This is a genomic window from Burkholderia sola (genome assembly GCF_905400185.1).
Taxonomy (GTDB): Bacteria; Pseudomonadota; Gammaproteobacteria; order Burkholderiales; family Burkholderiaceae; genus Burkholderia; species Burkholderia sola.
In genome coordinates this window covers 2497743-2514791 of sequence record NZ_FR989675.1, presented here as the reverse complement: position 1 = coordinate 2514791, position 17049 = coordinate 2497743, and the positions used below count along the sequence as shown (strand labels likewise).

Here is a 17049-nt window from a genome sequence, read left to right as displayed (position 1 = left end):
GCGGCATGCGCGGATGCCGCTCCGCTCGTTACACGCTCGTCAGTGCTTCGCGTATTGCGTTGCGCCGAACAGCACCTCGCGAGCCTTGTCGTCCTGCAGCGCCTTGCGCATCGACGCGAGCACCTCGACGCCGCGCTGCACGGCCGGTCGCGCGGCGATCGCCTCGTGCCAGCGCTTCACGTTCGGCAGTTCATCGAGCACGATGCCCTGGTTTTGCCACGAGCGCGTCCACGGGAAAGTCGCAATGTCCGCGATCGTGTACGTGTCGCCTGCGAGATACTCGGATTCGCCGAGCCGCTTTTCCATCACGTTGTACAGGCGCTTCGCTTCGTTCGTGTAGCGGTTGACCGCATACTCGATCTTCTCCGGCGCATACAGCCGGAAGTGGTGCGCCTGCCCGAGCATCGGGCCGACGCCGCCCATCTGGAACATCAGCCACTCGAGCGTCGCATAGCGCGCGGCCGGCTCGGTCGGCAGGAACTTGCCGGTCTTCTCCGCGAGGTAGATCAGGATCGCGCCCGATTCGAACAGCGAGATCGGCTGGCCGCCGGGGCCGTCCGGATCGACGATCGCGGGGATTTTGTTGTTCGGGCTGATCTTCAGGAATTCGGGCTTGAACTGGTCGCCGGCACCGATATCGACCGGATGCGCACGATACGCGAGGCCGGTTTCCTCGAGCATGATGTGTACCTTGTGGCCGTTCGGGGTCGCCCAGCTATAGACGTCGATCATCGTCAACTCCTGTGTGGCATGCGCGAAAACGGCGCCGGCGGCGCCGCGACAGGCGGTCATTAGAGCATGGATCGACACGGGCTGCTGGCGACGGAAACGCGCGTGCCGACGGGCATGCGCGGCCGCACGGGAGAGCGCCGCGGGCGTTGCGCGCGGCGCATCGGATGGACGTCGCGGCGTAGCGTCGGTTCGAAGGCCGACGCGGCGGATCAGCGCTTGTAGCGCGGCTGGCGCTTATCGAGAAAGGCGGTGATGCCTTCGAGCCCGTCCGCATGATGCAGCGACGCGACGAAATGATCGCGCTCGGTGCCGAGATGCGCGTCCAGCGGTTGCGCGGTCGCGTCGTCGAGCAGCGACTTGATGCGCGTGAGCGCATTCGGCGAGATGCCGGCGAGCGCGTCGGCCCATGCCAGTGCGTCGCTCAGTGCCGTGCCGGGCGCGGTGAGCCGGTTGACGACGCCGAGCGCATGCAGGCGTTCGGCGGCAACCGGCTTGCCTTCGAAGAGGATTTCGGCCGCGATCGCACGCGGCAGTGCGCGGGCGAGAAACCACGAGCCGCCGCCGTCGGGCGTCAGGCCCACGCGCGCATACGACATCACGAATTTCGCATCGTGTGCGGCGACGATCAGGTCGCACGCGAGCGCGAGCGAGAAGCCCGCGCCGGCCGCGGCGCCTTCGACGGCCGCGATCACCGGCTTCGTCGACGCGCGGATCGCCGTGACCCATGCCGCGAGCTGATCGATGCTGTCGGCCTGGAAGGACGGATCCTTCGAGCGATTCTCGAGCAGCCGGTTCAGGTTGCCGCCTGCGCAGAAGAAGCGATCGGCGCCGGTCAGCACGACGGCGCGAATCGCCGGATCGCGCTCGGCGGTGGCGAGCGCTTCGATGCCGGCCGCGTACATGTCGGGATGCAGCGCGTTGCGCGCGCCGGGATTGGACAGCGTGAGGACGAGCGTCGATTCGCTCTCGGGCGGACGCGAGGCCAGCAGTTCAGCACTCATGCGAGCGTGTCTCCATCGGATGGCGCGGCGGCGACGCCGCGTGTGTCGCGCGGACGGGCGAAGCCGACGCCGCAGCGGAGGTAATGTCGTCGTGACGAACACACAACTTGCTTTAGACTAGCACGGACGTGCTTTTCAGCGCGATGAATCCCGATGCGGCCGGCGTCGATGCGGCCGCGCTTCAGCAAGGAAGGAGACCCCGATGCTACAGCTGTGCGGTATTCCGTTGTCCAACTACTACAACAAGGTGAAGTTCGTCCTGCTCGAGCACGACATTCCATTCGAGGAACGGGTGTGCGGTTTTCCGATCAGCGATCCGGCGCAGCTTGCCGATTCGCCGCTCGGCAAGATTCCGTTCCTGAAGACCGAAGAGGGCGCGCTGTTCGAGTCGCAGGCGATCATCGAATACCTGGCGGCGCGCTATCCCGAGAAAGGCATTTTCCCCGCAAGCCCGTTCGCTGCGGCGAAGGTGCGCGAACTTGTCGAGACGCTCGAGCTGTATCTCGAATGGATGGCGCGGGAGGTGTACACGGAAGCGTTTTTCGGCGGCAAGGTGAGCGACGGGATGAAGGCGCACGTCGAGAAGCGCCTGCCGCGCGCGATCGATGCATTCAAGCAGATGACGCGCTTTTCGCCGCATGTGCTCGGCGACTCGTTCGGCCTCGCGGACATGGCCGCGTGGGTTCATCTGCCGGTCGTCGGGATGGCGACGAAGGCCGTCTTCGGGCGCGACTTCCTGCTCGATGCTGGCATCGACTGGAAGGCGCACGCAAAGACGGTCGGTGAACGCCCGGCCGCGCAACGCGTGGCAGCCGAGCGCAAGGCGTATGTCGAAGCGGCGAACGTCGTGCGTTCGTAAGCGTGTCTGACGGGCGGCGCGTGGCCGCCCCTGCCGGGCTTACAGGCGGGCGAGCCGTTCGAGCGCGGATGCGAGCGTGCTTTCCTGCTTCGCGAAGCAGAAGCGCACGACGCCCGATTCGTGCGGCTCATGATAGAACGCCGACACCGGAATGGCCGCCACGCCGATCTCCGACGTGAGCCACTTCGAGAATTCCGCTTCGGGCAGGTCGCTGATCGCCGAGTAATCGACGCACTGGAAGTACGTGCCCGTGCACGGCAGCAGCTTGAAGCGCGTGCGCTCGAGGCCGGCCCGGAAGAAGTCGCGCTTCTTCTGATAGAAGCCCGCGAGCGACAGGTACGGCGCCGGGTCGCGCAGGTAGTCGGCGAGCCCGATCTGCATCGGCGTGTTCACCGTGAACACGTTGAACTGGTGGACCTTGCGGAATTCCGCGGTCAGCGCCGCCGGCGCCGCGACGTAACCGACCTTCCAGCCCGTCACGTGATAGGTCTTGCCGAAGCTCGACACGATGAAGCTGCGCGCGGCGAGCTCCGGGTAGCGCGCGACGCTCTCATGGCGCGCGCCGTCGTAGACCATGTGTTCATAGACCTCGTCGGACAGGATCAGCACGTTGGTGCCGCGCACGATGTCCTCGAGCTTGCGCATGTCGGCCTCGCGCCACACGGTGCCCGTCGGGTTGTGCGGCGTGTTGATCAGGATCATCCGCGTTCGCGGCGTGATCGCGGCCGCGAGACGGTCGAACGGGATCGTGTAGTCGGGTGCGTCCAGCGTGACGAACACGGGTTTGCCGCCGGCAAGCTCGATCGACGGCAGGTAGCTGTCGTAGGTCGGCTCGACGACGATCACTTCGTCGCCCGGATGCACCGCGCAGAGGATCGCCGTCAGCAGCGCCTGCGTCGCGCCGGCCGTCACGGTGATTTCGGTGCCCGGATCGTAGCGTCGGCCGTACACCTGCGCGATCTTGTCGGCGATCGCGTCGCGCAGCGGCGCGACGCCGGCCATCGGCGGGTACTGGTTGTGTCCGTTGCGCATCGCGGTGGCGGCCGCATCGACGATGCGCGGATCGCAATCGAAATCCGGGAAGCCCTGGCCGAGGTTCACCGCGCCTTTTTCGGTGGCAAGCGCGCTCATGACCGTGAAGATCGTCGTGCCGACGTTCGGCAGGCGCGACGGGAAAACGGGAGTCGTTGGCATATCTGAAGGAGCGTTCATCGAGACGGTCGAATTCGGGTGTGAGGCGTCAGGCCGGCGTCGCCGTGGCGTCGAGCGCGCAGGCTTCCACGAACGGCGCGGGTTGCGCGATCCGGAAGCCGAAGTCGCGTGCGGTGCGTTTCGCGAGCTTCAGCAGCGCGCGGTCTTTCGACACGAGCCAGTCGGCCTGTGCGGCGCGGGCGAGTTCGAGAAATTTCTGGTCGTCGCGGTCCTTGCACTTCGGCAGCGGCGGCGCGTCGGCGTCGACGGGCGACGGTTCGACGAGGCTCGCGAGCCGGGCGACCGTCGCGAGCGCGGCAGCCTTGTCGATCGCGCGCGACTGGAACTGCGGATAGTCGAGCACGTATTCGAGCTCGGTCAGGCAGCGGCCGTCGATTACGGCGGCCAGCGTGCCGCGCTCCAGCGCGGCACGGATTGGGCGCGTAGCGGGGTCGTCGAATACGAGGATGTCGATCCAGACGTTCGAGTCGAGCACGACGCGGTGGGCGGCATGCGGGGCGAGAGAGCGGGGCATTCGTTACAATCGGTGGTTTTCGTCTGACCGCAAGGCACGGCGTGCCAGCGAGCCTCTATGATAATCGTTCTCTCTCCCGCCAAATCCCTCGACTACGAGACGCCCGCGCACATCCAGTCTTACACGAAGCCTGCATTCGTCGACGACGCGTCGGAGCTGATCGCCGGCCTGCGCAAGCTGTCGCCGCAGGACATCGCGGCGCTGATGGATATCTCCGACCCGCTCGCGCGCCTGAACTTCCAGCGCTACGCCGATTGGTCGCCGACCTTCACGCCGGCCAACGCGAAGCAGGCCGTGCTGGCGTTCAACGGCGACGTCTACGAGGGTTTCGACGCGAAATCGCTGTCGCCGACCGATCTCGACTATGCGCAGCAGCACGTGCGCGTGCTGTCGGGCCTGTACGGGCTGTTGCGTCCGCTCGACCTGCTGCAGCCGTACCGGCTCGAGATGGGCACGCGTTTCGCGAACGCGCGCGGCAAGGATCTGTATGCGTTTTGGGGCGACCGCATCACGCGGGCGCTGAACGAGCAGCTCGAGACGCGCAGCGGCGCGGCGCGCGTGCTCGTCAACTGCGCGTCGACCGAATACTTCAAGTCGGTCAAGCCGAAGCTGCTGGCCGCGCCGGTCATCACGCCGGTATTCGAGGACTGGAAGGGCGGCCGCTACAAGATCATCAGCTTCCATGCGAAACGCGCGCGTGGCCTGATGGCGCGTTTTGTCGTCGAGAACCGTATCACCGACCCGAAGGCGCTGAAGGCATTCGCGACCGAAGGCTATGCGTTCGATGCGGCGGCGTCGAACGATTCGACTTACGTATATCGCCGGCGCATCGGCGAGTGACCCAGCCGGCCGTTCACGAGACGGCCGGCGCATGCATTGGGGCCGGACAGGCGGTACGCTGCCCGATTCGGTCGACCGCTTTGCATGGGACCAGCGTAAGCGCTGAAGCGCTTACGCTGGTCGACAAAGGAGATAGACAGATGGCCGTTTCGATCACCAGTAATTTCGACGCGGGCGCAATCGACGTCGTGTCGTGCGATAGCCCCGACGCAATCCGGCTGCGCGTGCGTGGCGACAATCGCTCGGAATTCGCGCAATGGTTTTACTACCGTTTGACGGGGGCGCGCGGCGAGCGATGCGTGATGACGTTCGAGAACGCAGCCGAATGCGCGTATCCGTCGGGCTGGCGCAACTACCACGCGGTAGCGAGCTATGACCGCGTCGACTGGTTCCGGGTGCCGACGACATTCGACGGCAAGACGATGACCATCGACCATACGCCGGAATTCGATAGCATCTACTACGCGTATTTCGAACCGTACTCCGAAGAGCGTCACGCGGCGTTTCTCGGCGCGGTCCAGCAGTTGCCGCAGGCGAGGGTCGCCGAGCTCGGCCGCACGGTCGAAGGCCGTCCGATGTCGCTGCTGACGCTCGGCACGCCGGAAACCGATGGCGCGCCGAAGAAGAAGGTGTGGATCATCGCGCGCCAGCATCCGGGCGAATCGATGGCCGAGTGGTTCGTCGAAGGCCTGGTCAAGCGGCTGGCCGGATGGGGCGACTGGGCGGGCGACCCGGTTGCGCGCAAGCTCTACGATCGCGTGACGTTCCACATCGTCCCGAACATGAACCCGGACGGCAGCGTGCACGGTAACCTGCGCACCAATGCGGCCGGTGCGAACCTGAACCGCGAGTGGATGGCGCCCGATGCCGAGCGCAGCCCCGAAGTGCTGGCCGTGCGCGATGCGATCCACGCGATCGGCTGCGACATGTTCTTCGACATTCACGGCGACGAGGATTTGCCGTACGTGTTCGTCGCCGGCTCGGAGATGCTGCCGAGCTTCACCGAGCAGCAGCGCAAGGAGCAGACCGCGTTCATCGACGCGTTCAAGGTCGCCAGCCCCGACTTCCAGACCGAGCATGGCTACGCGGCGAGCAAGTACAAGGAAGACGCGCTGAAGCTCGCGTCCAAGTACATTGGCCACCAGTTCGGCTGCCTGTCGCTGACGCTCGAAATGCCGTTCAAGGACAATGCGAACCTGCCCGACGAGCGCGTCGGCTGGAACGGCGAGCGTAGCGCGGCGCTCGGCGCGGCGATGCTGGCCGCGATCCTCGTGCACGTCGACACGTTCGCGTAAGCGCAGCCGTCGTCGCATGAAAAAGGCCGGCGCATCTTGCGATGCACCGGCCTTTTTTGATGCTGTCGTCGCCGCTCCGCCGTATCAGGACTTCTTCGCGGTTTTTTTCTTCACGGCTTTCTTCTGCCCGCCTGATTTCTTCGTCGCGACGGCCTTCTTGCTGCCGGTGCGGCCCGATGCCTTCGCCTTGGCTTTGCCGCGGTGCGACTTGCCCTTGAACTTCTTCGTCGAAGACGACGAGCGCTCGACGCGCGGCTTCAGCGGCGGAACCGGATCGTTCCAGCTGAACGCGAGCATTTGCTGGCCGACATAGCCGCAACGGAATTTCAGCGGCGTCGGGTCGCTGCCGTCGCTATGGATGCCGAGCCCGTCGACGGTGACGATGTTGTCGACTTTCACACGCTGCTTGCCCTGGTCGAACGAGTCGTTCCACGGCGTGATCGTCGCGTTGCCGCCGTCGAATGCGTTCGGCGCGAAGTCGACGCGATCGAACGCCGTCGACGTGCTGGCGATGAAGCTGCCGTGCGCCGCACAATCGGCGGCGAGCGGATCGGCACGCATCTCGTTGACGAATTTGTTGATCAGTTCGGAACGCTGGTCGAGCAGGTCGGCGAATACCGGTGCGGGAAGCGCAAGCGACAGGCCCGCGATACAGGCTGCCAGCTTGCCGAGCGCCCGGAAAATCCGGAGCGAGGCAGGTGAGCTGTCCATCTGGTTATTGGTGAGGAGCGAAGAAGACGTCGGGCACGTATAGATGCCCGATGAAGAACAGGAGTTCAATCTTAGCGTAAAAAAGTTGTGCGGCAGTAGGTGACGTATTCGGCGCGCGCGGCGGAATGGCCGCCGATACGCGTGTGCGCTCGTCCGATGCGGAGGAAATTCAGGCGCGCGGGCCGCCGAGGCGGTAGCGGCGGACGTCGAAGGTCGTGACCCACGCGGGGCGATAGACGGCGATGAGGGCCGTTGCCATGCCGGTGAACCAGGCCTCGCCGAGCGCGAGCAGCGCGGTGTTCAGCAGATAGCCGGCCGGAATCACGACGGGCACGCCGTCCGCGAGCGCGAGCTGGACACCGGCCGCCGCCGCGGCGACCGCGACGATCGCGATAGCGGGCGACAGGAAGCCCTGCCCGGTGATGAACGACGCGAGGTTGTGCGGCAGCCACGCGAGTGCGGCGCGTTGCAGCAACGCCGACACGCCGACAGGCAGCGCACCGTAGATCAGATAGGTCAGGCCGATGCCTTGCCACGGCGCGTCGAAGATGACCGCGGCAATCGCCGTGACGGCGCCCATCGCGACCAGTGCGAGCGTCCAGTCGAACAGCGTGACGAGCAACGTCGCGCCGAGCAGATGCATGACGATGCCATCTTCGAGCCATGCGTTCGAGGCCCACAGGACCGCGATCGCTGTGACGAGCGCGAGCCACACGTGCTGAAGCGTGGCGTCTTGCAGGCGTACGAAGGGGCGATTCCAGATCGCGAGCGCGAGCAGGGCCACGGCGGCGATCCAGCCACCGATGCCAACCCAGAGCGGAAGCGGTGTGAAAAGAAAACCCATGCGTCCATATTACTCGTTGAGCATCAAAGGTGGGAGCCTGCACATGCCCGACCGTCGCAATATCGAGACTGTTTGCCTAGCGTCCGCGCCTGAACCGTGCCGGTGGCTCGGCGGCGAGTGGCAGGTCCTGCGTGCCGGTATTCGCGGTGGGTAACGGGTACGGACGGTCATGCCGTTGTGTACGCAGCGGAGCCGGGCCGTGTTCCCCGATGACCGGTTTACGGGCGCGGTTCCGGTTCGCCAGCAGCACCTCGAGATGGGGCGACAGCCAGCCGTTGTAGATCGCGACCGCGGCGGCGCGGTTTGCGGCGCCGAGCTGCTGGAAGATGCTCGCGAGGTGGATCTTCACGGTGCCTTCGCTGATGCCGAGCGTACGCGCGATCATCTTGTTCGTGCTGCCCATGTGGACGAACCGCATGATCTGCGCTTGCCGCGGCGACAGGAGGCCGCTCGGCGGGCGCCGCGGCAGGGAGCCCGCGAGCGTCTGGAAATGGGCGTCGTGGCGGGCCGTCGCCGTTGCCGTGGACGGCAGCAGGCTGAGGGCGATCGGCGGAATGTAGTGGCCGCCCAGCAGCACGATCTCGAGCGCCCGCACGATCAGGTGCGGCCGCGTGGAATGCGGGATCACGCCTGCGACGCCGTAATTGAAGAAGCGCTGGATCGCTTCGGGCGAGATGTCGTCGACCAGGACGGCGACCGGGGTCGGCGAGCACGCGTTGCCGAGTGCCTGAAGCTCGCTGATCCGGCCCACGTCCAGCCAGTCGATCGCGACGAGGTCGAAACGCTGGGTGCGCAGCAGCCGGCGTGCCTGGAAACCGTCAGGCGCATCGTTGATGCTGGCGTGCCGGTCGATCTGCCGCAACAGGGTCTTCAGTCCGTCACGCCGTTCGGCGTCTGAGTTAAGTACCAAGAACCGCATATTCAACCTCCGTGAAGTGAGTCATTGACTGCCGTCGGGGATAAGCTGGCCCCGATAATGACAAAGACCTTACACGATGTCTGCTTGGCTGAAAGGCTTAGGAAAAGTTCGAAATTTCGAGCGACCGGGCATCGGATATGAAAAAAGCCGCTTCGGCAGGGAACCGAAAGCGGCTTTGGGGCGGGCAGGCCGTCTGGGCCTGCGGTGCGGGTCAGTGGAAGTGCGGCTGGGCGGGCGACGCGTCTTCCGGCATTTCCGCATGGACAATTTCGCCGAGCGGATCGGCGTAAAGCGGCACGCCGCAGTCGTCGCAGTATTCGGGTTCGAAGCGGCCCGCGTGCCGCCGGACGTCGGTTACGCCGCATTCCTTCAGCAGGCTCACGATTTCCTCGAGCGGTCCTTCGATCGGCGCTTCGCCTTCGAGCGTCGCGTTGTCGACCGAGATGTCGCCGTTTTCACGGCCGTAGAGCGGCCACACGACACCGTAGATCACGTCGTTGCTCGCACGTCGCGTGAAGCCGACGCGATACTCGTCGATACGGCGTTCGCCGAAGCCGGCGACCACCGCGCGTAGCTCTTGCGGCGCTGCACCAAGTGTGTCGAATAGATAACGAATGGCCGTTCGGACGGTATGCGGACGTACGCGTTCGTCCGCATCGCGACAAGCCGAGTAGTACGCGTCCGGAAGCAGGCATTCGAACTCGCAGCCGGGCAGCGCGATCGACAGGTTCGGGCCGCCTTGGGCCGTCCATTGTTCGAGGCACTGGCCGCGCTCGATCCGGCTGCCGTTTTCTTCTTCTTGCCAGCGGAACAGCGGCGCGCCGGCCGGCGCGGCGACGACCGCCAGCAGGAAGCGCGGATCGGCGAGGATCGGCGAAGTTTCCGGCAGGTCGCCGAAGCTCAGCTTCGGGGCGTGCTGGCCGATTGCCGCGTGGGCGAGCTGCTGGGCCAGCCGGTAGGTTTCGACATGGTGCCGCGGCAACTGGTCGATGCTGTAGAGGAACGGTGCGAGGCCGACGAGGGTGCCGTTCGCGAGCACGTGCGCTTGCAGATGCGTTCGCAGCGCGTCGGCAACGTCGCCCTTGAGCGGGCCCGACGGAATCATGTAGCGCGTCCAGGCGAGGACCGGGACGGCGACCAGCAGCGCATCGTATGGTTGGCCGTCGTGCTCGATCACCATCGACTCGCTGTGCGTCTCGGCCATGTCGGCGAGCGCGCCGTAGGCGTCGGGATGATTCTGCTGAAGATGGTCGAGCGCGGCGTCGAGCGTAGTTTGATTGCCGTTGCGGACGATCTTGGCGAGCAGCGTATCGAGCTTCGCTTCCCAGAAGCGATCCTCGATGCGGCTGCCCGACGCGAAGAGCGCAAGTGACAGACCGACCAGTTTGTCGGCATCGGGGGGGAGGCGTTTGGCGATTCGCTGGCGCATATTAAAGACGTATATAGAAAGAGGCGAAGAACCTCACATTCTAGTCCGTTCTTTGCACCATAAGCGGTCTCGTGGCCAAGCATGGCCGGACGGCCGAATTGCGGCCTGTGTAAAAAAGTTTCTGCGAAACCCCTTGCGCTCACGACCTGAGCTGCATAGAATCACGCCTCTTTCGCGCTAACGGAAACGCGGCGCGGAAGGAAGGGAAGCGGTGCTGTTGGGGTTCGGTCGTAGCGAGCCTTGGCGGTACAGGAAGTTGAGCCCCGCAGTCGCAACGATGTAGTGTAAAAAGTTGTTGACGAGCTGCGAAACACGGTTCATAATCTCGCTTCTCTGCTGCTGAAAACGCGGCGCTGCCGGGAAATACGAAGTTCCTCGCAGAATGCTCTTTAAAAATTAACAGCCGATAAGTGTGGGCGCTTGATGAAAGCGAGCTGATCCTCGGATCAGATAGCGAAAGTATCAAGAGTCTCACACTAAAGTAAGTCAGGTTTATGAAGTGATTCATATTCCTGTCAGCTTTGAGTGAGCGACCGGTTCTTAACCGAACCGAAAACAGTAACAGGTTTGAACTGAAGAGTTTGATCCTGGCTCAGATTGAACGCTGGCGGCATGCCTTACACATGCAAGTCGAACGGCAGCACGGGTGCTTGCACCTGGTGGCGAGTGGCGAACGGGTGAGTAATACATCGGAACATGTCCTGTAGTGGGGGATAGCCCGGCGAAAGCCGGATTAATACCGCATACGATCTACGGATGAAAGCGGGGGACCTTCGGGCCTCGCGCTATAGGGTTGGCCGATGGCTGATTAGCTAGTTGGTGGGGTAAAGGCCTACCAAGGCGACGATCAGTAGCTGGTCTGAGAGGACGACCAGCCACACTGGGACTGAGACACGGCCCAGACTCCTACGGGAGGCAGCAGTGGGGAATTTTGGACAATGGGCGAAAGCCTGATCCAGCAATGCCGCGTGTGTGAAGAAGGCCTTCGGGTTGTAAAGCACTTTTGTCCGGAAAGAAATCCTTGGCTCTAATACAGTCGGGGGATGACGGTACCGGAAGAATAAGCACCGGCTAACTACGTGCCAGCAGCCGCGGTAATACGTAGGGTGCGAGCGTTAATCGGAATTACTGGGCGTAAAGCGTGCGCAGGCGGTTTGCTAAGACCGATGTGAAATCCCCGGGCTCAACCTGGGAACTGCATTGGTGACTGGCAGGCTAGAGTATGGCAGAGGGGGGTAGAATTCCACGTGTAGCAGTGAAATGCGTAGAGATGTGGAGGAATACCGATGGCGAAGGCAGCCCCCTGGGCCAATACTGACGCTCATGCACGAAAGCGTGGGGAGCAAACAGGATTAGATACCCTGGTAGTCCACGCCCTAAACGATGTCAACTAGTTGTTGGGGATTCATTTCCTTAGTAACGTAGCTAACGCGTGAAGTTGACCGCCTGGGGAGTACGGTCGCAAGATTAAAACTCAAAGGAATTGACGGGGACCCGCACAAGCGGTGGATGATGTGGATTAATTCGATGCAACGCGAAAAACCTTACCTACCCTTGACATGGTCGGAATCCTGCCGAGAGGTGGGAGTGCTCGAAAGAGAACCGGCGCACAGGTGCTGCATGGCTGTCGTCAGCTCGTGTCGTGAGATGTTGGGTTAAGTCCCGCAACGAGCGCAACCCTTGTCCTTAGTTGCTACGCAAGAGCACTCTAAGGAGACTGCCGGTGACAAACCGGAGGAAGGTGGGGATGACGTCAAGTCCTCATGGCCCTTATGGGTAGGGCTTCACACGTCATACAATGGTCGGAACAGAGGGTTGCCAACCCGCGAGGGGGAGCTAATCCCAGAAAACCGATCGTAGTCCGGATTGCACTCTGCAACTCGAGTGCATGAAGCTGGAATCGCTAGTAATCGCGGATCAGCATGCCGCGGTGAATACGTTCCCGGGTCTTGTACACACCGCCCGTCACACCATGGGAGTGGGTTTTACCAGAAGTGGCTAGTCTAACCGCAAGGAGGACGGTCACCACGGTAGGATTCATGACTGGGGTGAAGTCGTAACAAGGTAGCCGTATCGGAAGGTGCGGCTGGATCACCTCCTTTCCAGAGCTATCTCGCAAAGTTGAGCGCTCACGCTTATCGGCTGTAAATCAAAGACAGACTCAGGGGTCTGTAGCTCAGTCGGTTAGAGCACCGTCTTGATAAGGCGGGGGTCGTTGGTTCGAATCCAACCAGACCCACCATTGTCTGACGTGTCGGTGATCGTTAGCGCTTTAGCGCTTACGAGCAGCCCATGCCGATAGGCTGTAGTACCTGAGGTCATCTGTACTCAATGGGGGCATAGCTCAGCTGGGAGAGCACCTGCTTTGCAAGCAGGGGGTCGTCGGTTCGATCCCGTCTGCCTCCACCAATCTTCAATGACAAGCGTTCGAACGAAGCGTTGTTCGAGTCTTTGTCATTGGCGATTGAGCCAGTCAGAGTGATACGTAGTATGTATCGGCTGTCGTTCTTTAACAATCTGGAAGAAGTAAGTAATTTGGATAGCGGAAGCGTCTCGAGATGGACGTGGAAGTTATCCGGGTTGTGATTGTATCGATGTATCTCAAGATGATTCGAACTCTATGTTCGACTCAATTGGAATACGGCACAACGCGAGAACTCAACCTGTAGCGGCTGTCGAGAGACAGACTCGTTATAGGGTCAAGCGAACAAGTGCATGTGGTGGATGCCTTGGCGATCACAGGCGATGAAGGACGCGGTAGCCTGCGAAAAGCTACGGGGAGCTGGCAAACGAGCTTTGATCCGTAGATGTCCGAATGGGGAAACCCGGCCCTTTTGGGTCATCCTGGACTGAATACATAGGTCCAGTGAAGCGAACGCGGTGAACTGAAACATCTAAGTAACCGCAGGAAAAGAAATCAACCGAGATTCCCAAAGTAGTGGCGAGCGAAATGGGATGAGCCTTGCACTCTTTATTTGTATTGTTAGCCGAACGCTCTGGAAAGTGCGGCCATAGCAGGTGATAGCCCTGTAGGCGAAAACAGTATGAAAGAACTAGGTGTGCGACAAGTAGGGCGGGACACGTGAAATCCTGTCTGAAGATGGGGGGACCATCCTCCAAGGCTAAATACTCGTGATCGACCGATAGTGAACCAGTACCGTGAGGGAAAGGCGAAAAGAACCCCGGGAGGGGAGTGAAATAGATCCTGAAACCGCATGCATACAAACAGTCGGAGCCTCGCAAGGGGTGACGGCGTACCTTTTGTATAATGGGTCAGCGACTTACGTTCAGTAGCAAGCTTAACCGTATAGGGCAGGCGTAGCGAAAGCGAGTCCGAATAGGGCGTTCAGTTGCTGGGCGTAGACCCGAAACCAGGTGATCTATCCATGGCCAGGATGAAGGTGCGGTAACACGTACTGGAGGTCCGAACCCACTAACGTTGAAAAGTTAGGGGATGAGCTGTGGATAGGGGTGAAAGGCTAAACAAACCTGGAAATAGCTGGTTCTCTCCGAAAACTATTTAGGTAGTGCCTCGTGTCTCACCTTCGGGGGTAGAGCACTGTCATGGTTGGGGGGTCTATTGCAGATTACCCCGCCATAGCAAACTCCGAATACCGAAGAGTGCAATCACGGGAGACAGACATCGGGTGCTAACGTCCGGTGTCAAGAGGGAAACAACCCAGACCGCCAGCTAAGGTCCCCAAATATAGCTAAGTGGGAAACGAAGTGGGAAGGCTAAAACAGTCAGGAGGTTGGCTTAGAAGCAGCCACCCTTTAAAGAAAGCGTAATAGCTCACTGATCGAGTCGTCCTGCGCGGAAGATGTAACGGGGCTAAGCTATATACCGAAGCTGCGGATGCGAGCTTGCTCGCATGGTAGGAGAGCGTTCCGTAAGCCTGCGAAGGTGCCTTGTAAAGGGTGCTGGAGGTATCGGAAGTGCGAATGCTGACATGAGTAGCGATAAAGGGGGTGAAAGGCCCCCTCGCCGTAAGCCCAAGGTTTCCTACGCAACGTTCATCGGCGTAGGGTGAGTCGGCCCCTAAGGCGAGGCAGAAATGCGTAGCTGATGGGAAGCAGGTCAATATTCCTGCACCATTGTTAGATGCGATGGGGGGACGGATCGCGGAAGGTTGTCCGGGTGTTGGAAGTCCCGGTCGCTGCATTGGAGAAGGCGCTTAGGCAAATCCGGGCGCGCAATTCAAGGGTGTGGCGCGAGCTCCTTAGGGAGCGAAGCAATTGGAAGTGGTTCCAAGAAAAGCCTCTAAGCTTCAGTCTAACGATGACCGTACCGCAAACCGACACAGGTGGGCGAGATGAGTATTCTAAGGCGCTTGAGAGAACTCGGGAGAAGGAACTCGGCAAATTGGTACCGTAACTTCGGGATAAGGTACGCCCTTGTAGCTTGACTGGCCTGCGCCAGGAGGGTGAAGGGGTTGCAATAAACTGGTGGCTGCGACTGTTTAATAAAAACACAGCACTCTGCAAACACGAAAGTGGACGTATAGGGTGTGACGCCTGCCCGGTGCCGGAAGATTAAATGATGGGGTGCAAGCTCTTGATTGAAGTCCCGGTAAACGGCGGCCGTAACTATAACGGTCCTAAGGTAGCGAAATTCCTTGTCGGGTAAGTTCCGACCTGCACGAATGGCGTAACGATGGCCACACTGTCTCCTCCCGAGACTCAGCGAAGTTGAAGTGTTTGTGATGATGCAATCTACCCGCGGCTAGACGGAAAGACCCCATGAACCTTTACTGTAGCTTTGCATTGGACTTTGAACCGATCTGTGTAGGATAGGTGGGAGGCTATGAAACCGGAACGCTAGTTTCGGTGGAGCCGTCCTTGAAATACCACCCTGGTTTGTTTGAGGTTCTAACCTTGGCCCGTGATCCGGGTCGGGGACAGTGCATGGTAGGCAGTTTGACTGGGGCGGTCTCCTCCCAAAGCGTAACGGAGGAGTACGAAGGTACGCTAGGTACGGTCGGAAATCGTGCTGATAGTGCAATGGCATAAGCGTGCTTAACTGCGAGACCGACAAGTCGAGCAGGTGCGAAAGCAGGTCATAGTGATCCGGTGGTTCTGTATGGAAGGGCCATCGCTCAACGGATAAAAGGTACTCTGGGGATAACAGGCTGATACCGCCCAAGAGTTCATATCGACGGCGGTGTTTGGCACCTCGATGTCGGCTCATCTCATCCTGGGGCTGTAGCCGGTCCCAAGGGTATGGCTGTTCGCCATTTAAAGAGGTACGTGAGCTGGGTTTAAAACGTCGTGAGACAGTTTGGTCCCTATCTGCCGTGGGCGTTGGATATTTGAAGGGGGCTGCTCCTAGTACGAGAGGACCGGAGTGGACGAACCTCTGGTGTACCGGTTGTCACGCCAGTGGCATCGCCGGGTAGCTATGTTCGGAAGAGATAACCGCTGAAAGCATCTAAGCGGGAAACTCGCCTTAAGATGAGATATCCCTGGGGACTAGATCCCCTTGAAGGGTCGTTCGAGACCAGGACGTTGATAGGTCAGGTGTGTAAGCGCAGTAATGCGTTCAGCTAACTGATACTAATTGCCCGTAAGGCTTGATCCTATAACAAGTCTGCCTTGTCGATGATCGTTAGTGCTTCAGCACTTACGAGCATCCCACGCAGAGCGTCGAGCAGCGAAGCTGATCGATGCGGCGCGCCGGTTGAAGTACCGGCGACCTGCGTAGCAAGATGAGACAAGTTGGATTCTCGTGTGTGATACACACAACTCAAGATTACTGCTTCTTCCAGGATTGGTTGCGCTGCGAAGCAACGCAACAACCCCCTTTGCCTGATGACCATAGCGAGTCGGTCCCACCCCTTCCCATCCCGAACAGGACCGTGAAACGACTCTACGCCGATGATAGTGCGGATTCCCGTGTGAAAGTAGGTAATCGTCAGGCTCCCTAAGCCAAGAACCCCCGCCCGACAAGGCGGGGGTTTTTGCATTTCGGCGTCCCCAAAAGCATGTGGCGAAGCGCCCCCATCCCTCGCAACCCAACGGCGTGCGTGCAAGGTCGGATCATCTGCGTTCCTGCTGCCAACTCTTCCCCGGAACGAACCGCCTCGATTTGATACGATCGATATGTCGTCGACGAGGGCGTCCGTCGGCGGTCGTGTTCGAAACCAGGGTTTGATGGAGAGGGGAGGGGAATGAATATCGGCGACGCGTCGCGCGAATCCGGAGTCAGCGCAAAAATGATCCGGTACTACGAGCAGGTTGGGCTTCTTGCGCCGAGCAAGCGTACCGATGCCGGCTACCGCATCTACGGCGCGGACGAAATCCATATCTTGCGGTTCATCCGTCAGGCACGACGACTCGGCTTTCTCGTCGAGGACATTCGCAAGCTGCTGATGCTTTGGCAGGATCGTTCACGCGCCAGCGCCGAAGTGAAATCGATCGCACTTGAACATGTGGCCGAACTCGACAAACGCATCGCGGAGCTGAGCGACATGCGCGACACGCTGGCCGATCTGGCTGCGCACTGCCATGGTGACGGGCGGCCGGAGTGCCCGATTTTGGCGCGCTTGGCCGACCCCGTCAGTGAACCAAATTAGTGCGTGTGCTCGAGCCTCCAAACGCGCCCACACAGCATGTCATTTAAAATCAACGGGTTGGATGCGCCACGCTTTTCTTCATTCCGATTTGGAATGGTTTCCATGCAAGTTTTTCACTAGC

Annotated in this window: 12 protein-coding genes, 2 tRNA genes and 3 rRNA genes; 9 read left to right on the top strand and 8 right to left on the bottom strand. The window is 61.0% G+C overall.

The window, feature by feature from the left end; all coding sequences use genetic code 11:
* Positions 1-39: 39 nt before the first annotated feature.
* Together KR541_RS11535 and KR541_RS11530 are read right to left on the bottom strand one after the other, a co-directional pair.
* Positions 40-732: a glutathione binding-like protein gene (locus KR541_RS11535; RefSeq protein ID WP_050016513.1), complete on the bottom strand. Its 693-nt coding sequence runs from the start codon at positions 730-732 to the stop codon at positions 40-42.
* Between the two features lie 209 nt (positions 733-941).
* On the bottom strand, positions 942-1733 hold the full coding sequence (locus KR541_RS11530) for an oxepin-CoA hydrolase, alternative type (RefSeq protein ID WP_089488679.1): 792 nt from the start codon (positions 1731-1733) through the stop codon (positions 942-944).
* 202 nt (positions 1734-1935) lie between these two features.
* Here KR541_RS11530 and KR541_RS11525 point away from each other — a divergent pair, with 202 nt between their 5' ends.
* Positions 1936-2592, top strand: a complete 657-nt coding sequence (locus tag KR541_RS11525) for a glutathione S-transferase family protein (protein WP_050016493.1) — start codon at positions 1936-1938, stop codon at positions 2590-2592.
* A gap of 39 nt (positions 2593-2631) precedes the next feature.
* Here the strand turns inward: KR541_RS11525 and KR541_RS11520 are convergent, their stop codons facing one another.
* Together KR541_RS11520 and KR541_RS11515 are read right to left on the bottom strand one after the other, a co-directional pair.
* Entirely contained in the window at positions 2632-3804 is a 1173-nt protein-coding gene (locus KR541_RS11520) for a pyridoxal phosphate-dependent aminotransferase (protein ID WP_216089544.1), read from the bottom strand.
* Between the two features lie 28 nt (positions 3805-3832).
* Positions 3833-4318 (bottom strand): putative toxin-antitoxin system toxin component, PIN family, encoded by a 486-nt coding sequence (locus KR541_RS11515; RefSeq protein ID WP_089488677.1) that lies wholly within the window; start codon positions 4316-4318, stop codon positions 3833-3835.
* 57 nt (positions 4319-4375) lie between these two features.
* Here KR541_RS11515 and yaaA point away from each other — a divergent pair, with 57 nt between their 5' ends.
* Both yaaA and KR541_RS11505 read left to right on the top strand, forming a co-directional pair.
* Positions 4376-5158: a peroxide stress protein YaaA gene (gene yaaA, locus KR541_RS11510; RefSeq protein ID WP_050016498.1), complete on the top strand. Its 783-nt coding sequence runs from the start codon at positions 4376-4378 to the stop codon at positions 5156-5158.
* Positions 5159-5298: 140 nt separating this feature from the next.
* The gene (locus KR541_RS11505; RefSeq protein WP_124554874.1) at positions 5299-6453 is read left to right on the top strand and encodes a M14 family metallopeptidase; all 1155 of its coding nucleotides are present in this window, start codon (positions 5299-5301) and stop codon (positions 6451-6453) included.
* Positions 6454-6537: 84 nt separating this feature from the next.
* On the opposite strand, the gene KR541_RS11500 is transcribed toward KR541_RS11505, so the two are convergent.
* The 4 genes from KR541_RS11500 to KR541_RS11485 all read right to left on the bottom strand — a co-directional run bounded on the left by KR541_RS11500 (position 6538) and on the right by KR541_RS11485 (position 10356).
* Positions 6538-7164 (bottom strand): BspC domain-containing protein, encoded by a 627-nt coding sequence (locus KR541_RS11500; protein WP_050016502.1) that lies wholly within the window; start codon positions 7162-7164, stop codon positions 6538-6540.
* Between the two features lie 169 nt (positions 7165-7333).
* Positions 7334-8008 (bottom strand): energy-coupling factor ABC transporter permease, encoded by a 675-nt coding sequence (locus KR541_RS11495; RefSeq protein WP_050016504.1) that lies wholly within the window; start codon positions 8006-8008, stop codon positions 7334-7336.
* A 76-nt stretch (positions 8009-8084) separates the two neighbouring features.
* Positions 8085-8927, bottom strand: coding sequence for a response regulator transcription factor (locus KR541_RS11490; RefSeq protein ID WP_050016506.1), 843 nt, complete (start codon positions 8925-8927; stop codon positions 8085-8087).
* Between the two features lie 211 nt (positions 8928-9138).
* Positions 9139-10356 carry a DUF2863 family protein gene (locus tag KR541_RS11485; RefSeq protein ID WP_089488673.1) on the bottom strand — a complete coding sequence of 406 codons (1218 nt, stop codon included), beginning with the start codon at positions 10354-10356 and terminating at the stop codon, positions 9139-9141.
* 569 nt (positions 10357-10925) lie between these two features.
* Here KR541_RS11485 and KR541_RS11480 point away from each other — a divergent pair.
* From KR541_RS11480 to cueR, 6 genes are all read left to right on the top strand, one after another.
* Positions 10926-12458, top strand: a 16S ribosomal RNA gene (locus KR541_RS11480).
* Positions 12459-12521: 63 nt separating this feature from the next.
* A tRNA-Ile gene (locus KR541_RS11475) sits at positions 12522-12598 on the top strand.
* Between the two features lie 91 nt (positions 12599-12689).
* Positions 12690-12765, top strand: a tRNA-Ala gene (locus tag KR541_RS11470).
* 288 nt (positions 12766-13053) lie between these two features.
* Positions 13054-15934 (top strand): 23S ribosomal RNA (locus KR541_RS11465).
* A gap of 226 nt (positions 15935-16160) precedes the next feature.
* Positions 16161-16273 (top strand): 5S ribosomal RNA (gene rrf, locus KR541_RS11460).
* The 16S, 23S and 5S rRNA genes sit together here with 2 tRNA genes alongside, the layout of an rRNA operon.
* Positions 16274-16523: 250 nt before the next feature.
* Positions 16524-16928 carry a Cu(I)-responsive transcriptional regulator gene (gene cueR / locus KR541_RS11455; RefSeq protein WP_050018291.1) on the top strand — a complete coding sequence of 135 codons (405 nt, stop codon included), beginning with the start codon at positions 16524-16526 and terminating at the stop codon, positions 16926-16928.
* Positions 16929-17049: the final 121 nt, after the last annotated feature.